This window comes from Aquimarina spongiae (assembly GCF_900141785.1).
Classification (GTDB): domain Bacteria; phylum Bacteroidota; class Bacteroidia; order Flavobacteriales; family Flavobacteriaceae; genus Aquimarina; species Aquimarina spongiae.
The window spans coordinates 279,999-292,649 of sequence record NZ_FQYP01000007.1 but is presented as its reverse complement, the minus strand read 5'-3'; the positions used below and the strand labels follow the sequence as shown (position 1 = coordinate 292,649).

The 12,651-nt window shown below is 35.0% G+C and carries 11 protein-coding genes and 1 riboswitch; of the genes, 8 read left to right on the top strand and 3 right to left on the bottom strand.

All coding sequences use genetic code 11. The features are described from left to right. The first annotated feature begins 22 nt into the window (after positions 1–22). Positions 23–604 (top strand): DUF3332 domain-containing protein, encoded by a 582-nt coding sequence (locus BUE24_RS17135; protein ID WP_073318459.1) that lies wholly within the window; start codon positions 23–25, stop codon positions 602–604. Positions 605–661: 57 nt separating this feature from the next. Here BUE24_RS17135 and BUE24_RS17130 read toward each other — a convergent pair whose 3' ends face one another. Together BUE24_RS17130 and ahcY are read right to left on the bottom strand one after the other, a co-directional pair. Next, the gene (locus BUE24_RS17130) at positions 662–1,264 is read right to left on the bottom strand and encodes a hypothetical protein (RefSeq protein ID WP_073318456.1); all 603 of its coding nucleotides are present in this window, start codon (positions 1,262–1,264) and stop codon (positions 662–664) included. A gap of 113 nt (positions 1,265–1,377) precedes the next feature. Beyond that, positions 1,378–2,694 (bottom strand): adenosylhomocysteinase, encoded by a 1,317-nt coding sequence (gene ahcY, locus BUE24_RS17125; RefSeq protein WP_073318453.1) that lies wholly within the window; start codon positions 2,692–2,694, stop codon positions 1,378–1,380. A 134-nt stretch (positions 2,695–2,828) separates the two neighbouring features. Here ahcY and BUE24_RS17120 point away from each other — a divergent pair, with 134 nt between their 5' ends. The 5 genes from BUE24_RS17120 (at position 2,829) to BUE24_RS17100 (ending at position 7,648) form a co-directional block, all read left to right on the top strand. Then, positions 2,829–3,461, top strand: coding sequence for a 4'-phosphopantetheinyl transferase family protein (locus tag BUE24_RS17120; protein WP_073318450.1), 633 nt, complete (start codon positions 2,829–2,831; stop codon positions 3,459–3,461). A 176-nt stretch (positions 3,462–3,637) separates the two neighbouring features. Then, the gene (locus tag BUE24_RS17115) at positions 3,638–5,203 is read left to right on the top strand and encodes a DUF4301 family protein (RefSeq protein ID WP_073318448.1); all 1,566 of its coding nucleotides are present in this window, start codon (positions 3,638–3,640) and stop codon (positions 5,201–5,203) included. After that, the gene (gene arfB / locus BUE24_RS17110) at positions 5,200–5,601 is read left to right on the top strand and encodes an alternative ribosome rescue aminoacyl-tRNA hydrolase ArfB (protein WP_073318446.1); all 402 of its coding nucleotides are present in this window, start codon (positions 5,200–5,202) and stop codon (positions 5,599–5,601) included. Before BUE24_RS17115 ends, arfB begins: the two co-directional genes overlap by 4 nt. A gap of 207 nt (positions 5,602–5,808) precedes the next feature. Continuing rightward, entirely contained in the window at positions 5,809–6,126 is a 318-nt protein-coding gene (locus tag BUE24_RS17105) for a hypothetical protein (protein ID WP_139242032.1), read from the top strand. A 169-nt stretch (positions 6,127–6,295) separates the two neighbouring features. Then, complete coding sequence (locus BUE24_RS17100; RefSeq protein WP_073318440.1) at positions 6,296–7,648, top strand: sigma-54-dependent transcriptional regulator; 1,353 nt, start codon at positions 6,296–6,298, stop codon at positions 7,646–7,648. On the opposite strand, the gene BUE24_RS17095 is transcribed toward BUE24_RS17100, so the two are convergent. Beyond that, complete coding sequence (locus BUE24_RS17095; protein WP_073318437.1) at positions 7,645–10,071, bottom strand: hybrid sensor histidine kinase/response regulator; 2,427 nt, start codon at positions 10,069–10,071, stop codon at positions 7,645–7,647. The two genes, BUE24_RS17100 and BUE24_RS17095, sit on opposite strands and share 4 nt — an antisense overlap. Before the next feature lie 217 nt (positions 10,072–10,288). Next, positions 10,289–10,389: riboswitch (TPP riboswitch) on the top strand. A 76-nt stretch (positions 10,390–10,465) separates the two neighbouring features. Here BUE24_RS17095 and thiS point away from each other — a divergent pair. Further along, positions 10,466–10,666 (top strand): sulfur carrier protein ThiS, encoded by a 201-nt coding sequence (gene thiS, locus BUE24_RS17090; RefSeq protein ID WP_073318434.1) that lies wholly within the window; start codon positions 10,466–10,468, stop codon positions 10,664–10,666. 52 nt (positions 10,667–10,718) lie between these two features. Beyond that, positions 10,719–12,578 carry a phosphomethylpyrimidine synthase ThiC gene (gene thiC / locus BUE24_RS17085; RefSeq protein ID WP_073318431.1) on the top strand — a complete coding sequence of 620 codons (1,860 nt, stop codon included), beginning with the start codon at positions 10,719–10,721 and terminating at the stop codon, positions 12,576–12,578. Positions 12,579–12,651 lie beyond the last annotated feature (73 nt).

Below are 12,651 nucleotides of genomic sequence, written 5' to 3'. Positions count from 1 at the left end.
TAAATCATTAAAATTCTTAATTATGAAAAAACTAACTGTGTGTACTTTATTGTCGGCTTCAATTCTATTTTCTAGTTGTTTGGGTTCTTTCTCGGCATTCAATGGTCTTAGAGATTGGAATGATGGATTAACTGATAGCAAGTTCTTGGATAACCTTATTTTTTGGGTGTTTAATATCATTCCTGTTTATGGATTGTTCTTTGTTGGGGATGTATTAATCTTTAATGTAATTGAATTTTGGAGCGGTTCTAATCCATTAGCAATGAATGAAGGAGAGATGGAGATGCAAGTTGTTGAAAAAGATGGAAATACTTTTGAGATGACCGCAACCAAAAACAGAATGCAAATAAAGGTTATAGAGGGGGAAAGAAAAGGAGATAAATTGGATTTGGTATATAGTCCTACGCATAAGTCATGGAGTGCGATAAAGCCTAATGGCGAGGTGATTAAACTTTCTTCTTTTAAAGACGGATTTTATGTAATGCACTTGCCAAATGGAGATACGGTAAAAATAGATCCTATGGCTTCCAGAAGTGAAGGTTTAGCTATGATTCAAAACAAAATTGCTTCTTACGAAGATTGCCTGATAGCAGAGTTAGATTAAATGATCTTATCATACAAAAAAGAGAATCCCTTTTTCGTTAGAAAAGGGATTTTTTGTTTAATACTCGAGCAAACACAGGTTTTTAATGGGTTTGGTAAGTTCACGATATGTTTGTTTGATTTTTTGTATTTCCTCTTCAGTACAGTCGACTTGCTTGTTTTTAAAATAGTTTGTAATGGGCAAATCGTTAGTTTGCATCTGCCCTGTTATATCTTTACTTCCGTATTCTTTTAGTAGGCATTTAATGGGGGTTTCTTTAAAAAAATAAATTCTTTTTTGAATAACGTTCCAGTTTTCATTGGTTGCTATCAAATCTTGATTCGTACTGTCATAGATCGATTGATCATTATCAAAACCTTCTTCGATAAAACAGAAAAAAAGTAAGTCGTTATTGATGTAATAATGATAAGTTACAGAATGATGTCCTTGATCAACAGTATGAGTGATTAGTTGAAGCTTTGAACCTTGATAGAAATATGATAAAACCCCTTGTGTGCTTTGGTCAGGACAAGAATAAGATTTAGTTTTTTCTTGTAGCAACCCTTCTTCTTGCAGGTTTGTAATAGTCTTAAATTGTGTTTTAATCTTTTGAAATACTTCCTCGTTGTTTTGCGAAAAAACAGTAATACTCACTAACCAAAAACTAAAAAAAAGCCTCATGGTATTTTAATTATTTAAGCTTTTTAAATGTAGTCAAAACTTGAGTATAAAAAAAACAACCCTCAATCTCAATCGAAGGTTGTTTTTGAATTATTGTAATAAACAATACTATTTTAGTATCTGTAGTATTCTGGTTTAAATGGTCCTTCAACCGTTACCCCAATATATTCTGCTTGCTCTGGTCTCAATGTTTCCAATTCGACTCCTAAACGCGCTAAATGTAATTTTGCAACCTTTTCGTCAAGGTGTTTAGGTAGCATATACACTTCATTTTTATAATTCTCAGAGTTATTCCAAAGCTCTATTTGCGCCAAAGTCTGGTTGGTAAAAGAATTACTCATTACAAAACTAGGGTGTCCTGTAGCACAACCAAGATTTACCAAACGACCTTCTGCCAGGATGATCACATCTTTTCCGTCAATAGTATACTTATCTACCTGAGGTTTGATCTCGTCTTTGGTGTTTCCATAATTGTCATTTAACCATGCCATATCTATTTCATTATCAAAGTGACCAATGTTACAAACAATTGCTTTGTCTTTTAAAGCCTTGAAGTGTTGTCCTTGAACGATATCTTTATTTCCAGTAGTAGTAATTACCACATCGGCTTTACCAATAACAGTATCCAGTTTCTTTACTTCATATCCATCCATCGCAGCTTGCAAAGCACAAATAGGATCGATTTCTGTTACGGTAACGATAGAACCAGCTCCTCTAAATGATGCCGCAGTACCTTTACCTACATCTCCATATCCACAAACTACAACACGCTTACCAGCAAGCATAGTATCGGTAGCACGACGGATAGCATCAACAGCACTTTCGCGACATCCATACTTGTTATCGAATTTGGACTTAGTCACAGAGTCATTAACGTTTATAGCAGGCATCGGTAATGTTCCGTTTTTCATTCTTTCGTACAAACGATGAACACCAGTAGTGGTTTCTTCAGATAATCCTTTGATATCATCTACTAGTTCAGGGTATTTGTCTAATACCATATTGGTAAGATCGCCTCCATCATCGAGAATCATATTAAGAGGTTTACGATCTTCTCCAAAGAAAAGGGTTTGTTCAATACACCAGTCAAATTCTTCTTCATTCATTCCTTTCCAGGCGTAAACTGGAATTCCTGCATCTGCAATAGCAGCTGCTGCCTGATCCTGCGTAGAAAAGATATTACAAGAACTCCAGGTAACCTCTGCTCCTAAAGCAACTAGTGTTTCTATTAATACAGCAGTTTGTATCGTCATGTGTAAACATCCTGCAATTCTAGCTCCTTTAAGAGGTTGTTCGTCTTTATATTCTTCACGTAAAGACATTAATCCTGGCATTTCTGCTTCTGCCAATTCAATTTCTTTTCTTCCCCATCCTGCAAGAGAAATATCTTTTACTTTGTAAGGAACATAAGGTGCTGTTTTAGTACTCATAATATTTATTTTATGTATATCCAGTGCTTTTTGGTATTTAGCACTAAATTGTTCTAAATTCGTTGTCAGAAAATCTGAGAAATATTCTTTCGATTTTCAGTTTGCAAAGGTACGTAATAACTTTAATACTTTAAATGCCTCTTTACAAAACTATAACAGTAGATCAAAGTACTAAAGTGTTGATTTGGAAGATTGAAGAATCTTATGAAACACTGGCAGAAGGAATAACATTAACTCCACATTGCACGGCAAGAGTGAGCGGGATGAAATCAGAAATGCATCGCAGAGGTTTTATGAGCATACGTCATCTTTTGGCAGAAGCAAATTATAGCGATTTTGACCTGTTTTATGATGATTTGGGGAAACCTCATTTGAGAGATGAAAATTATATTTCGATCACACACTCCTATAATTTTTCGGGAATTATTATTAGTGATAAACCTGTAGGGATTGATATTGAAAAACAACGTGAAAAAATCAATAGAATATCACACAAATTTGTTTCTGAAACCGAACTGTCTTTTATTCAGAATAAACAACTAGACGTTACCAGAGCACTAACAATTATCTGGGGAGTCAAAGAATCTCTTTATAAGTTGTATGCAACACCAGGTTTAAGCTTTGAACAACATGTACAAGTTGCTTCTTTCGATTTTAGCTCTCCATTTGTAGGTGGAAAGGTTAATTATGAGAATCGAACTACCGAATTTGACCTCGTTTATGACGAATTTGAGGGTTTTACATGCGTTTATGTAACTCCTTTTTGAATGAGAAAATCGATAGGTAACAAAGTATTGCGTCAAGACACTAAAAAGAAAAAGAATTTAAAATGAAATTTGATCAAGAAATAGTTAGGTTTTATATCTTTTAACTTATCTTGATACGATGTAAACCTCGATTTTAATGCTTTTTCAAATTATTGACAAATTAATAATATACAAAAGTGAACATTACAGATAAAGATATTAAACTCATAAAATCGAAAGGCTTAACAGTAGATAAAGTTTTATCCCAAATAGAAACTTTTAGAAATGAGATACCTTTCGTTCCGTTAAGGCATGCAGCCACACTTGAAAATGGAATACTTAAGTTTTCAGATCATTATCAATCTGAACTTACCAAATTATATAATTCAAGATCTGCACATCTCGATACGATAAAGTTTGTTCCTGCATCTGGAGCAGCGTCTCGTATGTTTAAAGAGTTATTTCGATTTCTTGACAATTACGATTTCAAAAAAGAAAGTTTAAACTCGTATACCAATCACGAAAAAGCGAATGCTATTCGACTTTTTTTAATAGGACTAGAGAAGTTCCCTTTTTACCATACAGTAATGGAAAAGGTAAAAGATGTTTATCCAAAATTTGAATCGCTATCAGAAGGCAGGCAGCTTCATATTTTTGTTGAAATGATGCTAAAGGAAAAAGGATTGAATTTTGGAGTTTATCCAAAAGGATTGCTTCCTTTTCACAAGTATAATGAGGGTATTGCCACCGCTTTTGAAGAGCATTTATATGAAGCGGCAGGATATAACACCAACCAAAATGGAGATTCAAAATTACATTTTACCATTTCTAAGGAGCATTTAAAAGCATTTAAAGGAGAATTTGAAAGGATTAAGAAGAAAGTTGAAGAAAAAACCAATACTAATTTTCAAATTTCATATTCTTTTCAAAAACCCGATACAGATACAATCGCAGTAGACGAAAACAATGAACCTTTCCGAGCTGATAATGGTTGTTTGGTTTTTAGACCTGGAGGACATGGTGCATTAATTGAAAATCTGGATGATCTGGATGCTGATATTATTTACATAAAAAACATTGATAATGTAGTTGTTCGCAAGTATCAGGATGAGGTAACTGGTTTTAAAAAGGTATTAGCTGGTAAGTTGTTGGAAATCCAGGACGAAGTTTTTAGAATTTTGCAAGCCCTAGACGAAAAGACTCCAACGGAAGCAGAACTTACGGACATTAAAAAATTCTTGGTTCAACAACTAAACGTAAGACTACCATTAGATTTTGATAAGTTCTCCGAAAAATACAAACTACAGTTTCTGAGAGAATCCCTAAACCGACCCATACGTGTTTGTGGTATGGTAATCAACGAAGGGGAGCCTGGAGGTGGACCATTTTGGGTCAAAAAAGAAAATGGTCGATTAGTATTGCAGATTATAGAAACTGCTCAAATCGATAAAGATGATCATCGACAGTCTGAGATTTTGAATAGTGCTACACATTTTAATCCCGTGGACCTTGTATGTGGAGTCAGAGATTATAAAGGAAACAAGTTCAATTTATTAGATTTTGTGGATCCTGAAGCGGGGTTTATTACCAAAAAAACGATGAATGGTAAAGTGCTTAAGGCATTAGAATTGCCTGGTTTATGGAATGGAGCAATGTCCAATTGGATCAGTGTCTTTGTAGAAGTTCCTTTAACTACGTTTAATCCGGTAAAAACAGTGAATGATTTGCTGAAATCAGCCCATCAAGTAACGCTTTTCTCTTGAATATTGCAGTAATCATAAGTGAATTAAATTTTAAGGCTGTACGGAGTTCGGGTGCAGGTGGACAGCATGTAAATAAGGTGTCTTCTAAAATTGCATTGAGCTTTGATATCAAGGCTTCTTCTGGACTTACAGATGCTGAAAAAGTTATGTTGCAGCATAAGTTGTCTTCCAGATTGACTAAGACAGGACATCTAATTTTGTTTTGCAGCGATAGCAGGAGCCAACACAGAAATAAAGAATTAGCGATTAAAAGATTGGTCGAGCTTTTAAAAACACATTCAAAAGTACCTCAAAAAAGAAAACTAACTAAGCCTTCCAAAAGTTCTGTAAAAAAGAGATTGGATGCCAAGCACAAACAATCTTTAAAGAAAACGAACCGTAAAAAACCCTTGTTCTAGAAATACATTACAAAAAAGTGTGTAATATTTCTACACTTTTGTGTGTATTCTACAGTTTTTTTGACACTTTTTTTATTTCTAAAAATACGTAAAACACTGGTAATCATTTGTTTATTGGTTTTTCTAATTGTTTTAAAGAATTGGAACAATTATTACTATATAAATAGTGTAGAAACGACTTTTATAAAACCCATGAAAAAGTTACCAATGATAGTAGCAATTGTAGTAAGTATTTTTTCAGCACAGGGTGTTTTAGCTCAGGATGAATTAGCTGTAAATGATGGAATTGAGTTTAGAGAGTATGAACAAGAGCATCAAGAGTATACTGAAATTACAACATCAGAAATGTCATTACTGGTGCATCAAGCAACGGTAAGGGACTATAAAGAATTTAGAATTGTAAGAGCATACATGTCAAAAGACAATACATATAAGATGCTATTACATGATAACGATAACAACAACAAAGTTGTATTTGCAAGCGCTACGGGCGAATGGATAACGCCAAACGACAATAAATCTTAAATCTAGGGGTAGAAAAAGGATATCGTTTTGCAACCAAAGGACGATATAAAGTTGTTTAGTGCTAAAAAAGAGACTCATTCCCAAGGGTCTCTTTTTTTATGTTTTTATTCGAACGAACTGTATTAAATTGTACTTTTATAACACAGATTTGCTTAATAAATTACCGAATATGTCAAAAATACTTATTGTAGAGGATGATGTTGCTTTTTGTACAATGCTTAAGACCTTCTTAGAAAAAAAGCAATACCAGGTCGTTACTGCATTTTCTGGTAATGAAGCTGTAGCCAAAATTAAGGAGCATACTTTTGATGTTGTTTTAGCCGATGTGAGACTTCCGGATCGGGATGGTATTACGTTGCTTGATGAAATTTTGACAAGTAACCAAAGCACACAAGTGATTATAATGACTGGATATGCCGAAATCAATATGGCGGTTAATGCAATCAAACAAGGGGCTTTTGACTATGTGTCAAAACCATTTAATCCGGATACAATTTTACAAACTATTGAAAAAGCTTTGAATACCGGAGGTGTCGTAGAAACTAAACCTCAAAAAAAAGAAGTGCGCACCAAAGAAGTACCTGCGCCTTCAGGCGATAGTTTCGTTCGTGGAGTAAGCGATGCTTCAAAAAAATTGAATGAATATGTAGCCTTGGTAGCACCTACTCGTATGTCGGTTCTTGTGGTTGGAGACAGTGGGACAGGGAAAGAATATGTGGCCAGTAGTATTCATAAAGCTAGTAAAAGATCAGAAAAACCCTTTGTTGCTGTAGATTGTGGAGCTATACCAAAAGAAATTGCCTCAAGCGAATTCTTTGGGCATATTAAAGGTTCGTTTACCGGTGCGGTAAATGATAAAGTAGGGCATTTTGAAGCCGCCAATGGAGGAACATTATTTTTGGACGAAATCGGAAATTTAAGTTACGAATTACAGGTACAGTTGCTTAGAGCACTTCAGGAAAGAAGAATAAAACCTGTTGGAAGCAATAAGGAAATTGAAGTAGATATAAGAGTAATCGCAGCAACCAACGAAGACTTAAGCCTTGCCGTAAAAGAAGGAGAGTTTAGAGAAGATCTATATCATAGATTGAATGAATTTTCAATAAAAGTCCCTCCATTAAAAGATAGAATTGAAGATTTGATGCTCTTTGCGAATCACTTTTTGGAAGAGTCGAATGCAGAATTGGATAAACATGTTGTTGGATTTGCAGACGAGGTGCTAGAAGCGTTCAAAAATTATACCTGGCCAGGAAACCTTAGAGAGCTTAAGAATATAGTTAAACGTTCTGTACTTCTTTCTCAGGACGAAATGATCACCTTAAGTATTTTGCCTCACGATATTGCATATGCTACTCATAATTCTAAGCAAACCTATGGGTTATTTAAGAATCAAAATGAGCAAGAGTTAATACTGGATGCTTTAGAAAAGGCAAATGGGAACAAGGCAAAAGCAGCTCGAATGTTATCTATCGATAGGAAGACCTTGTATAACAAACTGAAGCAATACGATATCAGTCTTTAGTTTTCTACTTTAAGCTTGTCAATTAAGCTTTCTATATTGCTTATTGCCTTTTGGGAAAGCTCAAGAACTTCAGAATCTTTCATGTCATATTGCTCAGGATGTTCTAGTCGAGTCAAAACTGGAACTACTTCTTTAGCTTTTATTTGCTTAAACATCGGAAGCATTTTATGAGCAATCTTCTTGATTTGGTTGATGTTTTTTTTGGATACCATAGTCTTTAGATCTTTGATGTTATCGACGGTACTCTCATAAAAAGTATCCAGAATAGCGTATAAAGAGTCAGAGTCACCGTGTGCAAAAAGCATTAAGTCATTAAGAGAATATTCTTCTGAATCCAAAAGATTAGGCATCTCGTTTTCATATTCGATAAGATCAACATTTAATATCCTGGCAATAAGGTCGATCAATTCTTTGGGAGCATATGGTTTTCTTAAATTTCCCGAGAAACCTGCATCCTGATATTCAGAGACAGAAGTATCTGTTCTTCCAGATAAGGCAATCACGGGTAAGTTCTCTTTTTTCAACTCTTCTTTTATGGTTTTAATCAGTACAAAGCCATCCATTTTAGGCATTTGTATATCGGTCAAAACCAAATCATAATCGTTTTTCTCTAGCAAGGCAACAGCTTCAAGACCATTCTCACAAACGTCATATGTAAGACCGGCTAGCGTAGCTACCTCACTAGTTAGGGATAACTGACTAGGATCATCATCGACAATTAACACCTTTTTATTTGAGAAGTTTTGTATCTCCAGTACTTCGGTTTCTTCTTCAGGAATCAAAGAGTTAGATTGTTTTATTGGGATATAGATGGTAAAAACACTTCCCTCTTCTGGTTCACTTTTTAAAGTGATTTTACCATTCAGTAATTGTATAATTTTCTTAGTAATCGACAGCCCTAATCCGAAACCACCAAATTTCTTTTCGGTGTCATCATCTCCCTGAGAGAATTCCTCAAAAATAACTTGCTGTTGCTCTGCAGTAATTCCTATTCCTGTATCCTTTACCGCAATTACCAATTGTTTTTCTGAAAGGCCATTTTCAATAACCGTGCTTTCTACAACAATTGAACCTTCATCAGTAAATTTATAGGCATTATGAAGTAGATTAGTAAGAACTTGCTTAATCCGAAAAGGATCGCTGATGTATTGCTTTTTTAATAAGTCATCGGTAATGATCTGAATATCCAGATTCTTTTTATCGTTAACAGGAATAACACTGGAAATTGTATTTTCTATTAATTTTTCGGGAGAAAAAGGCAGCTCTTCGATAATCATTTTGCCTGCTTCCAGTTTTGATAAATCCAAAAGGTCATTCACCAAATGAAGAATATAATCAGAAGACTTTTTGAGGTGCCCCAAATAGTGCTTTTGTTTATTGCTTAAACCAGTTCTCTCCAAAAGATCAGAGTACCCTATAACAGTATTAAGTGGAGAACGAAGATCATGAGTAACCGTATTAATCAAGGATTCTCTTGTTTTAAGAAGAGATTCGGTATATGCTTTTTCGGATTCTAATTCATTCCGGTATTTTTGACTTTTAGAAATATCTTTGGTAATCAAAAACAGAAAGATAATGGCGATCAATACGCTGATTACCGCAATAATCATGATTATATTCGAGGTGTTGTTTAAAATTCGATTAGAAGCTTCTAATCTTGCTCTATATTGATTTCTTTCGTTACGTTCTATTGCTGCCAGCAAGTCTCTAAGTTGTTTGGTAATGACCTGATCGTTCTTGAGTAGATTATTTTCTTTGACAGATATTTCTCGCTTGTATTTTTGATCTCTCCTCTCTAATTCGGCAAGTACTTGTTTTACAGAGGTTGCCAAAGAGTCAACAGTTTGATTAGTTAATCGCTTTGCATTGTCTTTTTTGGTATATTCTAAGATGTCGATCAGTGCTCTTTTGGTACGTTCATCATAGTTTTTGAATCGTTTGTCATAGTCTTCATATCCGCCAAAACTTTTATTTACTTTTTTCAACTCGTCAATAGCGGTTTCATATAACCCTTTCTGTTTGCGTTGCTTATAGATTTTGATAAGCTCTTCGAGGTTTTTATTCTTGCGATCAATTAAGGATTCTATACTATCAATTTTTTGGGTCTGTAATGTGTCGTCTGAGATTTGTGATACCTTATCAATGGTATTTAGAATGGTGTCAATTTTGATCTTATAGATTTTGAACTTATTGGTGTCATAAGTTTGAACAATATTTCTTGTTAAGCTTTCCGCTTCATACAGGCCAGTGATCGCTTCACCTACTAAGAATAATTTTTCATTATTATAGTTTTCCATCTCTGCCGTTTGGGTATAATTATTTAGCTGCTGATAAATAACCCAAAAAGCAGTAACGGCAAGTAACCCGGCGAGTAGGTAACCTGCGATAATTTTATAAGTAACCGATCTTTTAGTATTCTTCATATCATCTTGTTCACCTAGTAGTACTAACTTAAAAAATGCAAAACCATTGTTTTAAGTGTATTAAAGTTACAATAAATCAATATAACCTTGTATTTTTGTATTCAAATTTAAAGAGTACAGCGATCTTTGATCTAAAACTCGAACAAATTCAGTAATAGAACGTTAAAAAATTAATTTTAGCGGCTTTGTTACTGGAAGATTAAGTATTTTTATCATAAATAAGCTTTAGGGGTGTCCTTAACTTTGGTTTTGGTCTGAGAAATACCCTTTGAACCTGATGCGGTTAGTACCGACGAAGGGAAAAGTTATGATCACTTCAGTATGTTGTGATTTTTCTTATCAACCTGGTTGTATAGATACTTTCTAAAGTTTATGGATTAATCCAAAAAATGATATGATCATAAACGTAAACAATCAGTCTCAATCTATTTCAGAAGATAGTTCTATTGAAAAGCTACTGGCGCAGTTACAGATTTCTACAAACGGAATTGCTGTTGCCGTTAATAATGAGGTGATTTCAAAAGAAAACTGGAGACAATTAACACTAAAAGAAAAAGACGAAGTTACTATTATCCAGGCTACTCAAGGTGGATAAGATTTTTATTATATGAATTATTGCTAAACCACAAAACTCAAAATTTATACCGATGAAGAAAAAAGATACGGCTCCCAAGGAGAACATTATTACAACCAAACCATTTCCTAGCTCACAAAAAATTTATGTGCCAGGAAAAATTCATCCGCAAATCAATGTGGCTATGCGGGAAATTTCACTTTCAGATACCACAGATAGTTTTACTGGAAAAAAGACACCAAATCAACCGGTAACGGTTTATGATACCAGTGGGCCATATACTGATCCTTCCAAAACGATTGATGTTCATAACGGTATAGAACCTATCAGAGAACAGTGGGTGATGGATAGAGGTGATGTAGAAGAATTAGATAGTTTTACCTCTGTATATTGCAATGAGCGGTTAAATGATGAGAGTTTGGATCACTTAAGATTTAATCATATCCGTAAGCCTAAGAGAGCCAAAAAAGGAAAAAATGTATCTCAAATGTATTACGCCAAACAGGGGATTATTACTCCCGAGATGGAATACGTTGCGATAAGAGAAAATCAAAAACTACAGGAAGCAAAGCGGTTGTCAAAACAGCATCCGGGACAGGATTTTGGAGCTAGTATTCCTGATGTAATTACTCCCGAGTTTGTAAGAGATGAGGTGGCAAGAGGTAGAGCGGTTATTCCTTCAAATATTAACCACCCAGAAAGTGAACCTATGATTTTGGGAAGAAACTTCCTGGTAAAAATCAATGCTAATATTGGTAATTCTGCTACGACTTCTAGTATCGAAGAAGAGGTTGAGAAAGCGGTTTGGGCTTGTCGTTGGGGAGCAGATAATATTATGGATCTATCTACCGGTAAAAATATTCATGAAACCAGAGAATGGATCATCCGTAACTCTCCGGTTCCTGTAGGTACTGTACCTATTTATCAAGCCTTAGAAAAAGTAGATGGTAAAGCCGAAGATCTTACTTGGGAAATTTTTAAAGACACGCTTATAGAACAAGCAGAACAAGGAGTGGATTACTTTACAATTCATGCTGGGGTTCGTTTGGCATATGTTCCTATGACAGCCAAGAGAATTACTGGGATCGTATCTCGCGGAGGTTCTATAATGGCAAAATGGTGTTTGGCTCACCACAAAGAGAGCTTTTTGTATACTCATTTTGAGGAGATCTGTGAAATCATGAAAGCTTATGATGTTGCTTTTTCTCTTGGAGATGGATTGCGACCAGGTTGTATTGCCGATGCTAATGACGAGGCTCAATTTGCAGAGTTAGAAACCTTGGGTGAATTGACAAAGATTGCTTGGAAACACGATGTGCAAACATTTATCGAAGGTCCGGGTCACGTGCCTATGCACATGATCAAAGCTAATATGGATAAACAACTTGAAGCTTGTGGAGAAGCTCCTTTCTATACCTTAGGACCTTTAACTACTGATATTGCACCAGGATACGATCATATTACTTCGGGAATTGGTGCTGCGATGATTGGATGGTATGGTACGGCAATGTTATGTTATGTAACTCCAAAAGAACATTTAGGATTACCAAATAAGGACGATGTTCGTACTGGAGTGATTACGTATAAGCTTGCAGCTCATGCGGCAGATTTGGCCAAAGGACATCCGGGAGCACAACATAGAGATGATGCGTTGAGTAAAGCAAGGTTCGAGTTCCGTTGGGAAGATCAGTTTAATCTATCTCTGGACCCAGAATTAGCTAGAGAATATCATGACGAAACATTACCTGCCGAAGGAGCAAAAATTGCACATTTCTGTAGTATGTGTGGACCTAAATTCTGTTCGATGAAAATCTCTCAAGAGGTACGAGATTATGCAGCCAAAAAAGAGATAGATGATCAAAAAGCCATCCAAGAAGGAATGAAGGAGAAGGCTGAAGAGTTTAAAGAAAAAGGTAGCGAAGTATATCTATAATCTTATATAAATGGGTATGAGTAAAAGATTCGTAATAGAGATCGAATCTTTTGCCAATTCCGAAAAAAAAGAA

Excerpts from the sequence above, each read along its gene's own strand:
- BUE24_RS17130 (WP_073318456.1), bottom strand. The coding sequence starts at position 1,264 with ATGAGGCTTTTTTTTAGTTTTTGGTTAGTGAGTATTACTGTTTTTTCG.
- thiS (WP_073318434.1), top strand. The coding sequence starts at position 10,466 with ATGATCATAAACGTAAACAATCAGTCTCAATCTATTTCAGAAGATAGT.
- BUE24_RS17120 (WP_073318450.1), top strand. The coding sequence starts at position 2,829 with ATGCCTCTTTACAAAACTATAACAGTAGATCAAAGTACTAAAGTGTTG.
- BUE24_RS17135 (WP_073318459.1), top strand. The coding sequence starts at position 23 with ATGAAAAAACTAACTGTGTGTACTTTATTGTCGGCTTCAATTCTATTT.
- BUE24_RS17100 (WP_073318440.1), top strand. The coding sequence starts at position 6,296 with ATGTCAAAAATACTTATTGTAGAGGATGATGTTGCTTTTTGTACAATG.
- BUE24_RS17105 (WP_139242032.1), top strand. The coding sequence starts at position 5,809 with ATGATAGTAGCAATTGTAGTAAGTATTTTTTCAGCACAGGGTGTTTTA.
- thiC (WP_073318431.1), top strand. The coding sequence starts at position 10,719 with ATGAAGAAAAAAGATACGGCTCCCAAGGAGAACATTATTACAACCAAA.
- ahcY (WP_073318453.1), bottom strand. The coding sequence starts at position 2,694 with ATGAGTACTAAAACAGCACCTTATGTTCCTTACAAAGTAAAAGATATT.
- BUE24_RS17095 (WP_073318437.1), bottom strand. The coding sequence starts at position 10,071 with ATGAAGAATACTAAAAGATCGGTTACTTATAAAATTATCGCAGGTTAC.